Raw genomic sequence first — 13,237 nt, 5'->3', positions numbered from 1 at the left:
GTCTCCTTACCAGCTGGACTTCACGATACCGGGAACCTTGCCCAGGTTGCCCAGTTCGCGCAGCGCGATACGGGACATCTTGAGCTTGCGATAGAAGGCGCGCGGGCGGCCAGTCACTTCGCAGCGGTTGCGGATACGGGTCTTGGAACCGTTGCGCGGCAGCGAAGCCAGCTTCAAGGTAGCCTTGAAGCGATCTTCGATCGGCAGGTCCTGGTTCATGATGATTGCCTTCAGTGCTGCACGCTTGGCAGCATGATCGGCAACCGTCTTGCGGCGGCGCTTGTTCTTTTCGATTGCGCTTGTCTTCGCCATATCGAGTTCCTTTTCTACGCTCGTCGTTACGGTTACGTACGGAACGGGAAGTTGAACTCTTTCAGAAGAGCCCGCGCTTCGTCGTCCGTGTTTGCCGTCGTGCAAACGATGATGTCCATGCCCCACATCTGATCAACCTTGTCGTAGTTGATCTCCGGGAACACGATGTGCTCCTTGATGCCCATGGCGAAGTTGCCACGGCCGTCAAAGCTCTTCGGATTCAGGCCGCGGAAGTCGCGAACGCGCGGCAGCGCGATGTTGACCAGGCGATCCAGGAATTCATACATGCGGGCGCCGCGAAGCGTCACCTTGGCACCGATCGGCATGCCTTCGCGGACCTTGAAGCCGGCGATGGAGTTACGGGCGCGGGTGATCACCGGCTTCTGGCCGGCAATGGCCGCAAGATCGGCAGCAGCAACGGTGGGCTTCTTGGAGTCGGCAGTCGCCTCACCCACGCCCATGTTGATGACGATCTTTTCCAGCTTCGGGATCTGCATCTCGTTGGCGTAGGAAAACTGCTCCTGCATCGCTGCGCGAATGCGGGATACGTATTCCGTCTTGAGACGCGGTTCGTACTTTGCCTCAGCCATCGATCACATCTCCCGTACGCTTGGCTACACGGACCTTCTTGCCATCGACAACAGCAAAACCGACACGGGTCGGCTTGCCGTCCTTCGCGACAATCGCGATGTTCGACAGATGGATCGGAGCTTCCTTGTTGATGATGCCTGCTTCCGCAGTCTGGGTCTGGCGCTGGTGGCGCTTGACCATGTTGATGCCCCGTACAACGGCGCGATCTTCCTTCGGCATCACTTGAATGACTTCACCGGTGCGGCCCTTGTCCTTGCCGGTGATAACGACGACGTTGTCGCCCTTGCGAATCTTCTGCATGGCTATCCGCTCCCTTAGAGTACTTCCGGAGCCAGCGAGATGATCTTCATATGGTTCTTGGCGCGAAGTTCGCGCGGAACCGGTCCGAAGATACGGGTGCCGATCGGCTCTTTCTTGTTGTCGATGAGGACCGCTGCGTTGTTATCGAAGCGGATGACGCTGCCGTCAGGGCGGCGGATGTCCTTGGCGGTGCGAACGACGACGGCCTTCATCACGTCGCCCTTCTTGACGCGGCCGCGCGGGATCGCTTCCTTAATCGAAACGACAATGATGTCGCCGATCGAAGCGTACTTGCGCTTGGAGCCGCCCAGCACCTTGATGCACATGACACGACGCGCGCCGGAATTATCGGCAACGTCGAGGTTTGTTTGCATCTGAATCATGTCAGGTCGCCTTCTTGTAATGACCGGAACGGTTGGGCCGAGGCCCCCTTTTCCGGCTCATGGACATATTTATTTTGTTGCGCGGGATTGGGTCTTGCCAAGGCGGTTTCCCCGGATGGGACCTTCCCTGCGCTGCAAAGCAAAAGAACGCCCGTGACCGGGCGTTCTGCGCCAATGCGCTGCTTAATACAGGTTTCCGCGCCGAACACAAGGGCCAGGCGCGGATCACTGCAAATTAAGCGTGGGCGGAGATCACCGTCCAGCACTTATCCTTGGAAATCGGCGCGCACTCCTGGATGGAGACGACATCGCCGACCTTGAACTGGTTGTTTTCGTCGTGTGCCTTGTACTTCTTGGAACGACGGACGGTCTTCTGGAGCAGCGGGTGAGCGAATCGACGCTCGACCCGGACAACTACCGTCTTGTCGTTCTTGTCGCTGACCACGACGCCCTGCAGAATGCGCTTCGGCATATTGTTCTTCCCTTAGGCCTTTGCTTCTGCCGCCTTCTGGCGGGCAATGGTTTTCACGCGAGCGATGTCCTTGCGAACCTCAGTGATGCGCGAGGACTTCTCAAGCTGACCGGTGGCCTTCTGGAAGCGCAGGTTGAACTGCTCCTTCTTGAGCTCCGCAAGCTTGTCCTTGAGCTGATCGGCCGTGAGGCCGCGTACTTCTTCGGCTTTCATGTGCCTGACCCCTTACTCTGCGATGCGCTGAACGAAGCGCGTCTTGACCGAGAGCTTGGCGGAGCCCAGACGAAGCGCCTCGCGGGCGATTTCTTCCGAAACACCGTCAATCTCGAACATCATGCGACCGGGCTTGACCTTGCATGCCCAGTATTCCACCGAACCCTTGCCCTTACCCATACGAACTTCGGTCGGCTTTGCCGTGACCGGAACGTCCGGGAAGACGCGGATCCAAACGCGACCAGCGCGCTTCATGTAGCGGGTGATCGCACGACGAGCTGCCTCGATCTCACGAGCGTTGACGCGGTTCGGTTCCAGAGCCTTGAGGCCGAATTCACCGAATGCCAGGTCGAAGCCACCCTTGGCCACGCCCTTGATGCGGCCCTTGAACTGCTTGCGGTACTTGGTACGCTTTGGCTGCAACATTTTCTTACTTCTCCGAGCTTATCTTTCGCCAGCGCCTATCAAGCGTTTTCGCGACGACGATCACGGTCACGGCTTGCCGGACCCTGAGCATCGCCTTCGAGAGCGCGACGTTCGGAAGCCATCGGATCATGCTCAAGGATTTCGCCCTTGAAGATCCAGACCTTGATGCCGCAGATGCCGAATGCGGTTTCGGCTTCAGCCGTACCGTAGTCGATGTCTGCACGCAGCGTGTGAAGCGGAACGCGACCTTCGCGGTACCATTCCGTACGAGCGATTTCCGCGCCGCCGAGACGGCCTGCGCAGGTGATCTTGATGCCTTCGGCGCCAAGACGCATCGCGGACTGCACGGCGCGCTTCATGGCGCGACGGAAGGCCACGCGGCGTTCCAGCTGCTGGGCGATCGACTGGGCAACGAGCGTTGCGTCGACTTCCGGCTTGCGCACTTCAACGATGTTGAGGTGCGTTTCCGAAGAGGTCATCTCGGAAAGCTTCTTGCGAAGCTTTTCGATGTCGGCGCCCTTCTTGCCGATGATGAGACCCGGACGGGCCGAGTGGATCGTGACGCGGCACTTCTTGTGCGGACGCTCGATCACCACCTTGGCAATGCCGGCCTGCTTCAGTTCCGACATCAGGAAGGCGCGCATCTTCAGGTCTTCGTGCAGAAGCTGGCCGTATTCGGCGTTGTCTGCAAACCAGCGGCTATCCCAGGTACGGTTGATGCCGAGGCGGAAGCCGATCGGATTGATTTTCTGGCCCATTATGCGGCCTCCCCTTTTTCCTCGACTTCACGAACCACGATGGTCAGGTGCGCGAACGGCTTCTCGATGCGGGAAGCGCGGCCGCGGCCACGGGCGTGGAAACGCTTCATCGTGATCGACTTGCCGACATAGGCTTCCGATACGATCAGGGCGTCGACGTCGAGGTCGTGGTTGTTCTCGGCGTTGGCGATAGCCGACTCGAGGGTCTTCTTCACCTGACCGGCAATGCGCTTGCGGGAGAATTCGAGCTCGGCGAGCGCGCGTTCAACCTTCTTGCCGCGGATCATGGCGGCAACCAGGTTCAGCTTCTGCGGGCTGACGCGAAGCGTACGGGCAACTGCCTGTGCCTCGTTGTCCTTCAGCCGGCGTTCGGTCTTTGCCTTCGCCATGATTACTTCCTCTTTGCCTTCTTGTCCGCGCCATGACCGTAATAGGTCCGGGTCGGAGAGAATTCACCGAACTTGTGGCCGACCATGTCTTCGTTGACGCTGACCGGAACGTGCTTGCTGCCGTTGTAGACCCCGAAGGTGAGGCCTACGAACTGCGGCAGGATCGTGGAGCGGCGGCTCCAGATCTTGATGACTTCATTGCGGCCGCCTTCGCGCACCTTCTCAGCCTTCTTGAGAAGATAGCCGTCGACGAACGGGCCTTTCCAAACTGAACGAGCCATATCTGACTTCCTTCTCTTACTTCTTCAGCTGATGGCGCGAGCGCATGATGAACTTGTCGGTCGACTTGTTCGAACGTGTGCGCTTGCCCTTCGTCGGCTTGCCCCAGGGGGTGACCGGGTGACGGCCACCGGAGGTGCGGCCTTCACCACCGCCGTGCGGGTGGTCAACCGGGTTCATGACGACGCCGCGAACGTGCGGACGCTTGCCGCGCCAGCGCGAACGGCCGGCCTTACCATCGTTGATGTTGGTGTGTTCCGGGTTGGAAACCGCACCAATCGAAGCGAGGCAGGTGCCGTGAACCAGGCGCTGTTCGCCGGAGTTCAGGCGCAGGATCGCCATGCCCTGGTCACGACCGACCAGCTGGGCGTAGGCGCCAGCCGAACGGGCGATCTGGCCACCCTTGCCGGGCTTCATTTCCACATTGTGGATGATGGAGCCGACCGGGATGTACTGAAGCGGCATCGCATTGCCGGGCTTCACGTCAACGGCCTTGTCGGACGCGATGACCTTGTCGCCGACAGCAAGACGCTGCGGAGCCAGGATGTAGGCCTGTTCGCCGTCGGCATAGCTGACGAGAGCGATGAAGGCAGTGCGGTTCGGGTCGTATTCCAGACGCTCGACCGTACCTTCCACGTCGAACTTGCGACGCTTGAAGTCGATCAGGCGGTAGGTACGCTTGTGACCGCCGCCCCGGAAGCGCACGGTGATGCGGCCCAGGTTGTTGCGGCCGCCCTTCGAGGTCAGACCCTCGGTCAGCGACTTGACCGGCTTGCCCTTGTACAGACCGGAACGGTCGACAATGACCAGCTGGCGCTGGCTCGGAGTCGTCGGGTTAAAGCTTTTCAATGCCATTGTTCTTCTTCCCTACCTCAGACGCCCGTCGACACGTCGATGGACTGACCTTCGGCGAGCGTCACGACGGCTTTCTTGACGTCCTTCTGCTTGCCGATGAAGCCGCGGAAACGCTTGGTCTTGCCCTTGCGGACGAGCGTGTTGACGGCCGTGACCTTGACGCCGAAGAGAGCTTCCACAGCGGCCTTGATTTCCGGCTTGCTGGCACCCTTGGCAACGTTGAAGACGACCTGGTTGTATTCCGAGACCAGCGTCGACTTTTCGGTGATCGCCGGAGAGACGATCACATCATAGTGGCGAAGATCCGTCATTTGAACCGCTCCTCCAGAGCCTCAACCGCTGCCTTGGAAAGCACCAGCTTGCCGCGACGCAGGATGTCGTACACATTGATGCCCTGTACCGGCAGAACATCGATGTTCGGGATGTTCTGGGCAGCGAGCTTGAAATTGTTGTCGAGCTCCGAACCGCCGATGATCAGCGCATTCGTCAGGCCGAGCGTTGCGAGCGTGCCGGCAACAACCTTCGTCTTGGCTTCGGCAGCAACGACCTGATCGATGATGATCAGTTCTTCAGCCTTCAGCTTGGCAGACAGGGCGTGACGGAGCGCCAGGGCGCGAACCTTCTTCGGCAGGTCATGCTCGTGGCTGCGGACAACCGGGCCGTGAGCCTTACCACCGCCGCGGAACTGCGGCGCACGAGCCGAATGGTGACGAGCGCGGCCCGTACCCTTCTGCTTGTACATCTTGGAGCCGGTGCGAGCGACTTCGGAGCGGCCCTTGGCCTTGTGGGTCCCCTGCTGCTTCTTGGCAAGCTGCCAGCGGACCATGCGAGCCAGGATATCCTGGCGGGGATCGAGGCCGAAGATCGCGTCAGAAAGGGAAACCTTGCCGGCGTCTTTGCCCTCGAGGGTCGTGACGTTGAATTCCATGTTCCTAAGGCTCCCTTACTTCGCGGCCGACTTGATGGCGTCGCGGACGATGATCCAGGAGCCCTTCGAACCGGGAACGGCACCCTTGACGAGGATCAGACCGCGGTCTTCATCAGTGGAAACCACTTCGAGGTTCTGGGTGGTGACGCGCGTCTGGCCCATGTGACCAGCCATGCGCTTGCCCTTCCAGACCTTGCCCGGGTCCTGGTTGTTACCGGTCGAACCGTGCGAACGGTGCGAAACGGACACACCGTGCGTGGCACGCAGACCGCCGAAGTTGTGGCGCTTCATGGCGCCGGCAAAGCCCTTACCGATCGTGGTGCCGGTCACGTCGACCAACTGGCCAGCCGTGAAGTGGCTGGGCGTTACCGCCGAACCAACATCCATGAGGTTGTCGGCATCGACGCGAAACTCGACGAGCTTCTGCTTCGGCTCGACCTGGGCAACGGCGAAGTGGCCGCGCAGTGCCTTGCTCGTATTCTTGACTTTCGCCTGGCCAGCGCCAAGCTGAACGGCCGTGTAGCCATTCTTTTCGACGGTGCGCTGCGCAACAACCTGGCAGTTGTCAACGCGCAGAACCGTTACCGGTACATGCTCGCCAGCGTCGTTGTAGACGCGGGTCATGCCGACCTTCTGTGCAATTACACCTGAACGCATCGGTTCAATCCTTCTCACTCAGCCCGAGGAAGACCTCAGAGCTTGATTTCCACGTCGACGCCGGCGGCGAGATCGAGCTTCATCAGCGCGTCAACCGTCTGCGGGGTGGGATCCACGATGTCGAGCAGACGCTTGTGCGTGCGCATTTCGAACTGCTCGCGGCTCTTCTTATCGATGTGAGGGGACCGGTTTACCGTAAACTTCTCGATGCGGGTCGGAAGCGGAACGGGGCCCCGGACGCTAGCACCGGTGCGCTTCGCCGTCGACACGATCTCGCGCGTGGAAGCATCGAGGATCCGATGATCGAACGCCTTCAGGCGAATGCGGATATTTTGGCCGTTCATTCGACGTTATCCTTGTTCTGTGTTCTTCCCCGATACCAACAGCACGGCACGGGGCGTTTCTCTCTAAAGGCGGACCACCGGTTTCAAAGATCGAGGGGGACAGAACGGCCAGCTCCGCTGGTCGCTATCCCCATCCACTCTTCGGGCCTTAAGCCCACCTTTTGGATTGGTCTGCCCGCTTCGAATACGAAGCAGGCGGCAAATCGCGCTCGCGCGCCATTTGCTACATTTCTGTGTCACAAGCAAGAGCCCGAAAGCCAAAGCCTGCAATTTTTTGTCTGCAATGAGCCAAGGGACAGGAGTTACCCCCTGCCCCTTTAGCCGAATTACTCGACGATGGCGGCGACGATGCCGGCGCCGACGGTACGGCCGCCTTCGCGGATCGCGAAGCGCAGCTTTTCTTCCATCGCGATCGGAACGATCAGCTCGACGTCAACGGTCACGTTGTCGCCCGGCATAACCATTTCCGTGCCTTCCGGAAGCGTCACGATGCCCGTCACGTCCGTCGTGCGGAAGTAGAACTGCGGACGGTAGTTCGTGAAGAACGGCGTATGACGGCCGCCTTCTTCCTTCGTCAGGATGTAGGCTTCAGCCTTGAACTTCTTGTGCGGCTTGACGGTGCCCGGCTTGCACAGAATCTGGCCGCGCTCAACGCCGTCACGGTTCACGCCGCGGATCAGCGCGCCGATGTTGTCGCCAGCCTGGCCCTGGTCGAGCAGCTTGCGGAACATTTCAACGCCGGTCACGGTCGTCTTGGAGGTGGCGCGGATGCCGACGATCTCGACTTCTTCGCCAACCTTGATGATGCCGCGCTCGACGCGACCCGTCACAACCGTACCACGACCCGAGATCGAGAACACGTCTTCGATCGGCATCAGGAACGGCTGGTCGATCGGACGCTCAGGCGTCGGGATGTAGGCGTCAACCTGGGCCATCAGCTCGCGAACGGCGTCTTCGCCGATCGTCTTGTTGCTATCTTCCAGAGCCGCCAGAGCCGAACCCTTGACAACCGGAACATCGTCGCCCGGGAAGTCGTAGGACGACAGAAGTTCGCGAACTTCCAGTTCAACGAGTTCCAGAAGCTCGGCGTCGTCAACCTGGTCGACCTTGTTCAGGAACACCACCAGAGCCGGAACGCCAACCTGGCGGGCCAGCAGGATGTGTTCGCGCGTCTGCGGCATCGGGCCGTCAGCGGCCGAGCACACCAGGATCGCGCCGTCCATCTGTGCGGCACCCGTGATCATGTTCTTTACGTAGTCGGCGTGGCCGGGGCAGTCGACGTGCGCGTAGTGACGGTTGGCCGTCTCGTACTCGACGTGAGCCGTCGAGATCGTGATACCACGGGCCTTTTCTTCCGGTGCGGCGTCGATCTGGTCATACGCCTTGAATTCACCGAAGTACTTCGTGATCGCTGCCGTCAGAGACGTCTTGCCATGGTCAACGTGGCCAATCGTGCCGATGTTCACATGCGGCTTGGTACGCTCAAACTTGCTCTTTGCCATTTCAGGCTCTCCATCTGTTTCCCCGCGCGAAGCGGAGCAATTCTTCGTTCTTCTGTCTCAAGGGTTACCCCGGTCACTTCTGACCGGAGTACTTCGCCTGAATTTCCTGAGCGACGTTGTTGGGAACCGGCGCGTAGTGATCGAAGACCATCGAGTACTGGGCGCGGCCCTGCGACATCGAACGCAGGTTATCGACGTACTTGAACATGTTGGCGAGCGGAACGTGAGCGTTGATCACGATCGCAATGCCGCGCTGCTCCTGGCCCTGGATCTGGCCACGACGCGAGTTCAGGTCGCCGATAACGTCACCGACGTAATCTTCCGGCGTCACAACCTCGACCTTCATCATCGGCTCGAGCAGCTGGGCGCCAGCCTTCTTGGAGGCTTCGCGGAAGCAGGCACGCGAGGCGATTTCGAAGGCGAGAACCGAGGAGTCGACATCGTGGAAGGCACCGTCGATCAGGGTTGCCTTGACGCCGAGCATCGGGAAGCCGGCCAGCGGACCCGAAGACAGAACGCTTTCGATACCCTTCTGGACGCCGGGGATGTATTCCTTCGGAACCGAGCCGCCGACGATCTTGGACTCGAACACGAAATCTTCGCCATCCGGATTCGGTTCGAAGACGATCTTGACGCGCGCGAACTGGCCGGTACCACCGGTCTGCTTCTTGTGCGTGTAATCTTCTTCGCAAAGCCGGGTAATGGTTTCGCGGTAAGCAACCTGCGGAGCACCGACGTTGGCTTCAACCTTGAACTCGCGACGCATACGGTCGACGATGATGTCGAGGTGAAGTTCGCCCATGCCGGCAATGATGGTCTGGCCGGATTCCTGGTCGGTCTTGACGCGGAAGGACGGGTCTTCGGCTGCCAGGCGGTTGAGCGCGAGGCCCATCTTTTCCTGGTCGCCCTTGGACTTCGGCTCGATCGCGATCTGGATGACCGGCTCCGGGAATTCCATGCGCTCGAGGATAACCGGCTTCAGGGGATCGCAGAGCGTGTCACCCGTGGTGGTTTCCTTGAGGCCGGCGAGAGCCACGATGTCGCCTGCGAAGGCTTCTTCGATGTCTTCACGGCTGTTGGAGTGCATCTGCAGCATGCGGCCGACGCGCTCGCGCTTTTCCTTGACCGTGTTCATGACCGACGAGCCCTTTTCGAGCTTGCCCGAATAGATGCGGCAGAAGGTCAGCGAACCGACGAAGGGGTCGTTCATGATCTTGAACGCCAGCATCGAGAGCGGCTCGTTGTCGTCGGCGTGACGCTCGATTTCCGCTTCGGTCTTGGCGTCGATGCCCTTGATCGCCGGAATATCGATCGGCGACGGCAGGAATTCGACAACGGCGTCCAGCAGAGGCTGAACACCCTTGTTCTTGAAGGCAGAGCCGCAGAACATCGGGAAGAACTTGACGTCGATGGTGCCGCGACGGATGAGCGCACGGATCTTGTCGTTGTCCGGCATGTTGCCCTCGAGGTAGGCTTCCATGGCCTCTTCCTCGATTTCAACGATCGTCTCGATCATCTTCTCGCGGTATTCCTCGGCGCGTGCCTTGAGGTCTTCCGGAATTTCCACGACGTCCCAGGCAGCGCCGAGCGATTCATCGCGCCAGACGAGCGCGTTCATCTCGATCAGGTCGACAACGCCCTTGAACTCGGTTTCTGCGCCGATAGGCAGCTGGCAGACGACCGGGGTCGCGCCGAGACGCGACTTGACCATCTCGACCGAGCGGTAGAAGTCCGCGCCGGTCTTGTCCATCTTGTTGCAGAAGATCATGCGCGGAACGTTGTACTTGTCTGCCTGGCGCCAGACGGTTTCCGTCTGCGGCTCAACGCCGGCATTGGCGTCGAGGAGAGCAACAGCACCGTCGAGAACGCGCAGCGAACGCTCGACTTCGATCGTGAAGTCAACGTGGCCGGGGGTGTCGATGATGTTGAAGCGGCGCATCTTGCCGTCGCGACCCTTCCAGAAGGTCGTGGTCGCAGCGGACGTGATCGTGATGCCGCGCTCCTGCTCCTGCTCCATCCAGTCCATGGTCGCGGCGCCGTCATGGACTTCGCCGATCTTGTGCGACTTACCGGTGTAGTAGAGGATACGCTCGGTGGTCGTCGTCTTGCCGGCGTCGATATGCGCCATGATACCGAAATTACGGTAGTCTTCGATTTTATACTCGCGAGCCATAGGACTGCCTTTCGAACTTCGATCGGATGAAGATTACCAACGATAATGCGAGAACGCGCGGTTCGCGTCGGCCATCTTGTGGGTGTCTTCGCGCTTCTTGACGGCGCTGCCACGGTTGTTGGCGGCATCCATCAGCTCGCCGGAGAGGCGGTCAACCATGGTGGTTTCGTTACGCTTGCGGGCGGCAGCAATCAGCCAGCGAATGGCGAGAGCCTGGCGGCGCTCCGGACGAACGTCAACCGGAACCTGGTAGGTCGCACCACCAACGCGGCGCGAACGCACTTCAACGTGCGGAGCGACGTTGTCGAGTGCCTGATGGAAGACCTGCAGGGGCTCCTGCTTGGTCTTGCCCTGAACGGCATCGAAGGCGCCGTAAACGATGCTTTCGGCGACGGACTTCTTGCCATGCAGCATGATGGCATTCATGAACTTCGTGACAACCAGATCACCGAACTTGGGATCCGGGTTGATTTCACGCTTTTCTGCTCTGTGACGTCTGGACATGCGTTCTGTCTCTTCAAAAAGGGTAAAGGCGCCTTAACACGCGGAGAACCTCGCGCGGCGCCGGAACAGGTGATTACTTCGGACGCTTCGCGCCGTACTTGGAGCGGCGCTGCTTGCGGTTCTTGACACCCTGGGTATCGAGAACACCGCGGATGATGTGATAACGGACACCCGGAAGGTCCTTGACGCGGCCGCCACGGATCATGACGACGGAGTGTTCCTGAAGGTTGTGACCTTCACCCGGAATGTAACCGATAACTTCAAAGCCATTGGTCAGGCGGATCTTCGCGACCTTACGCAGAGCCGAGTTCGGCTTCTTCGGGGTCGTGGTGTAAACGCGGGTGCACACGCCGCGCTTCTGCGGGTTTTCCTGCAGTGCAGGCACCTTGTTGCGCTTGACCTGTGCCTGGCGGGGCTTGCGGATCAGCTGGTTTACGGTAGGCATATACCCATCCCTTGCAAAATCTACTCTCAAGGCCCTCATCGGGCCAGTGTTGCGCCGTCTCCGGCCTCGGCACACATATCAACATGCGCAAAACGTGGCCCGATCCGAAATTTCGGACGGACCACATAAAGCAGAGGACGCATGTCCATGCGTCGTGCGTGCGGCATACGTGTCTTCAACGTGCGTTTTGGAACCTTGTTTAAGGCCAAGTCAGGAACGAGTCGATCCAGACGGGCAAGCCTCACATCGCTTCCGATGCCGGGCGTTTACTGTTTTAGCCTCGCCACGTCAAGGCCGATTTCCGATTTAGTCCCGCAACAGCCTGTATCACAGGGGTTTTGGCGACATCAATGATGACCTGAACAGGGAAAACCCGGGCTACCGATTATTAACCACTGTGATTTGTCAGGCAAGCCGCTAAGTATGCAGCGAGTTTGCCGGCCGCCCTGAGTCGGTTCCTCCCGTTATGCAAAAGGAGCGCAATTCCGATGATCAGCCAGCCGGACAACGACAACAGCCGCGAGCAGCCGATGATCTTCATCATCATCGGCAAGGGATATGTCACCAAGGATTCCGAAGGCGTCGAGCTGCACATCCTGCTGGCCGCGCCCGATGACGATACTGCCGTGCGCGAAGCGTTGAACGCACTGTCCGAAGAGGGTTTCATCGAGGCCGACCTCGATCAGATCGGCGTTCTCACGGAAGAGCCGGTGGAAGAGCCGCACGCGTCCGCCTATCAGGGCGCGCTCGACGGCGAAGTTTCCATCATCCGCTTCGGATAAGACCATCCACACGGGCGACGGTCGCGCCATACACCAGGATTTGCCCGCCATCCGGGCGGGTAATCAATCTTCGATAAAAAATAGAAGCCTACAGTTTCCAAAAGGTGTCCTTCGCTCGTCCTCCCCTGTCGGACGGAGCAGTCACTGTCACCGGACGTCCATGTTGCCCTGCTACCGCTTGACGGTTCACCCCAGCAAGGAGGCACCATGTCCCGCCTATCCCGTATTGCAACCCTCTGCTTTTCCATCCTGATTGCCGCAACCACAACGGTCCTCGCCGAAGAGAAGGCAAAGCCGTTCGCGGACGCCAGCGAAATCAACCTCCTCGCGCTTCTGCCGCCGCCACCTTCGCCGGACTCGGCGAAGATGAAAGCCGAACTCGGTGAGATCCTCACCATCCAGGTCACACGCACGCCGGAGATGGAAGCGCGCGCCAAGGCCGACGTCGAGGAAAACGTCTGGCGCTTCAGCGATGTCGTTGCCAATCCGAAGTTCACCCGGGAAAACCTGCCGAAGTTCGCCGCCTTCTTCGACCGCGTCGTCGCAACCGAAGGTGCCGTCGTCGATCCGGCCAAGGATGTGTGGAAGCGCCCTCGCCCGCATCTCTACAGCGATCTCGTCAAGCCCGTTGTTCCGCTGTCGAAGTCCGGCTCCTATCCGTCGGGCCACACGACGGTTGGTACGCTGATGGGCATTGTTCTCTCCAACATGCTGCCGGAAAAGCGCGACCCGATCATGCAGCGCGCCTGGGCCTATGGCTGGAACCGCGTCATCGGCGGCATCCACTATCCCTCGGACATCGAGATGGGCCGCATCTCCGGCACGGTGATTGCCCAGACGATCATGACGCATGACGACTTCAAGGCCGAGTTCGAGGCCGCCAAGACCGAGTTGCGGACCACGCTCGGTCTCTGACGGTTCTCG

The 13,237-nt window shown here is 59.9% G+C and carries 21 protein-coding genes; 2 read left to right on the top strand and 19 right to left on the bottom strand.

Annotation, left to right across the window (positions count from 1 at the left end; genetic code table 11):
• Positions 1 to 6: 6 nt before the first annotated feature.
• The 19 genes from rpsN to rpsL form a co-directional block, all read right to left on the bottom strand.
• Entirely contained in the window at positions 7 to 312 is a 306-nt protein-coding gene (gene rpsN, locus F3H95_RS23265) for a 30S ribosomal protein S14 (protein WP_143128033.1), read from the bottom strand.
• 32 nt (positions 313 to 344) lie between these two features.
• Entirely contained in the window at positions 345 to 902 is a 558-nt protein-coding gene (gene rplE, locus F3H95_RS23260) for a 50S ribosomal protein L5 (protein WP_143128034.1), read from the bottom strand.
• A complete protein-coding gene (gene rplX / locus F3H95_RS23255; RefSeq protein WP_143128035.1) occupies positions 895 to 1,203 on the bottom strand; it encodes a 50S ribosomal protein L24 in 309 nt (102 codons plus the stop codon). Before rplX ends, rplE begins: the two co-directional genes overlap by 8 nt.
• Before the next feature lie 14 nt (positions 1,204 to 1,217).
• Positions 1,218 to 1,586, bottom strand: a complete 369-nt coding sequence (rplN, locus tag F3H95_RS23250; RefSeq protein WP_007770138.1) for a 50S ribosomal protein L14 — start codon at positions 1,584 to 1,586, stop codon at positions 1,218 to 1,220.
• A gap of 235 nt (positions 1,587 to 1,821) precedes the next feature.
• On the bottom strand, positions 1,822 to 2,058 hold the full coding sequence (gene rpsQ / locus F3H95_RS23245; protein ID WP_143128036.1) for a 30S ribosomal protein S17: 237 nt from the start codon (positions 2,056 to 2,058) through the stop codon (positions 1,822 to 1,824).
• A gap of 12 nt (positions 2,059 to 2,070) precedes the next feature.
• On the bottom strand, positions 2,071 to 2,271 hold the full coding sequence (gene rpmC, locus F3H95_RS23240; protein ID WP_143128037.1) for a 50S ribosomal protein L29: 201 nt from the start codon (positions 2,269 to 2,271) through the stop codon (positions 2,071 to 2,073).
• 12 nt (positions 2,272 to 2,283) lie between these two features.
• Complete coding sequence (gene rplP / locus F3H95_RS23235; RefSeq protein ID WP_015915745.1) at positions 2,284 to 2,697, bottom strand: 50S ribosomal protein L16; 414 nt, start codon at positions 2,695 to 2,697, stop codon at positions 2,284 to 2,286.
• A gap of 38 nt (positions 2,698 to 2,735) precedes the next feature.
• Positions 2,736 to 3,455, bottom strand: a complete 720-nt coding sequence (rpsC, locus tag F3H95_RS23230; protein ID WP_143128038.1) for a 30S ribosomal protein S3 — start codon at positions 3,453 to 3,455, stop codon at positions 2,736 to 2,738.
• Positions 3,455 to 3,844, bottom strand: a complete 390-nt coding sequence (gene rplV, locus F3H95_RS23225) for a 50S ribosomal protein L22 (protein WP_143128039.1) — start codon at positions 3,842 to 3,844, stop codon at positions 3,455 to 3,457. Before rplV ends, rpsC begins: the two co-directional genes overlap by 1 nt.
• Positions 3,845 to 3,846: 2 nt before the next feature.
• Positions 3,847 to 4,125 (bottom strand): 30S ribosomal protein S19, encoded by a 279-nt coding sequence (rpsS, locus tag F3H95_RS23220; RefSeq protein WP_075627127.1) that lies wholly within the window; start codon positions 4,123 to 4,125, stop codon positions 3,847 to 3,849.
• A 16-nt stretch (positions 4,126 to 4,141) separates the two neighbouring features.
• Positions 4,142 to 4,978, bottom strand: a complete 837-nt coding sequence (gene rplB, locus F3H95_RS23215; RefSeq protein WP_143128040.1) for a 50S ribosomal protein L2 — start codon at positions 4,976 to 4,978, stop codon at positions 4,142 to 4,144.
• A gap of 17 nt (positions 4,979 to 4,995) precedes the next feature.
• Positions 4,996 to 5,289, bottom strand: coding sequence for a 50S ribosomal protein L23 (locus F3H95_RS23210; RefSeq protein WP_143128041.1), 294 nt, complete (start codon positions 5,287 to 5,289; stop codon positions 4,996 to 4,998).
• Positions 5,286 to 5,906 carry a 50S ribosomal protein L4 gene (rplD, locus tag F3H95_RS23205; protein ID WP_143128042.1) on the bottom strand — a complete coding sequence of 207 codons (621 nt, stop codon included), beginning with the start codon at positions 5,904 to 5,906 and terminating at the stop codon, positions 5,286 to 5,288. The genes F3H95_RS23210 and rplD overlap by 4 nt, the downstream gene beginning before the upstream one ends.
• 15 nt (positions 5,907 to 5,921) lie before the next feature.
• Positions 5,922 to 6,563, bottom strand: a complete 642-nt coding sequence (rplC, locus tag F3H95_RS23200) for a 50S ribosomal protein L3 (protein ID WP_143128043.1) — start codon at positions 6,561 to 6,563, stop codon at positions 5,922 to 5,924.
• A 35-nt stretch (positions 6,564 to 6,598) separates the two neighbouring features.
• On the bottom strand, positions 6,599 to 6,907 hold the full coding sequence (gene rpsJ, locus F3H95_RS23195) for a 30S ribosomal protein S10 (RefSeq protein ID WP_003547547.1): 309 nt from the start codon (positions 6,905 to 6,907) through the stop codon (positions 6,599 to 6,601).
• 326 nt (positions 6,908 to 7,233) lie between these two features.
• A complete protein-coding gene (gene tuf, locus F3H95_RS23190; RefSeq protein WP_143128073.1) occupies positions 7,234 to 8,409 on the bottom strand; it encodes an elongation factor Tu in 1,176 nt (391 codons plus the stop codon).
• A gap of 73 nt (positions 8,410 to 8,482) precedes the next feature.
• Entirely contained in the window at positions 8,483 to 10,582 is a 2,100-nt protein-coding gene (gene fusA, locus F3H95_RS23185) for an elongation factor G (protein WP_143128072.1), read from the bottom strand.
• 33 nt (positions 10,583 to 10,615) lie between these two features.
• Positions 10,616 to 11,086, bottom strand: a complete 471-nt coding sequence (gene rpsG, locus F3H95_RS23180) for a 30S ribosomal protein S7 (protein ID WP_143128071.1) — start codon at positions 11,084 to 11,086, stop codon at positions 10,616 to 10,618.
• Between the two features lie 73 nt (positions 11,087 to 11,159).
• Entirely contained in the window at positions 11,160 to 11,531 is a 372-nt protein-coding gene (gene rpsL, locus F3H95_RS23175; protein ID WP_003507760.1) for a 30S ribosomal protein S12, read from the bottom strand.
• Between the two features lie 488 nt (positions 11,532 to 12,019).
• On the opposite strand from rpsL, the gene F3H95_RS23170 reads away from it, so the two are divergent.
• Positions 12,020 to 12,313 (top strand): transcriptional regulator, encoded by a 294-nt coding sequence (locus F3H95_RS23170; protein ID WP_143128070.1) that lies wholly within the window; start codon positions 12,020 to 12,022, stop codon positions 12,311 to 12,313.
• A gap of 207 nt (positions 12,314 to 12,520) precedes the next feature.
• Positions 12,521 to 13,228, top strand: a complete 708-nt coding sequence (locus tag F3H95_RS23165) for a phosphatase PAP2 family protein (RefSeq protein ID WP_149747712.1) — start codon at positions 12,521 to 12,523, stop codon at positions 13,226 to 13,228.
• Positions 13,229 to 13,237: the final 9 nt, after the last annotated feature.

It is taken from the genome of Rhizobium sp. RU35A (genome assembly GCF_900156005.1).
GTDB lineage: Bacteria > Pseudomonadota > Alphaproteobacteria > Rhizobiales > Rhizobiaceae > Neorhizobium > Neorhizobium straminoryzae.
This window is presented reverse-complemented; position numbering and strand designations above follow the sequence as displayed.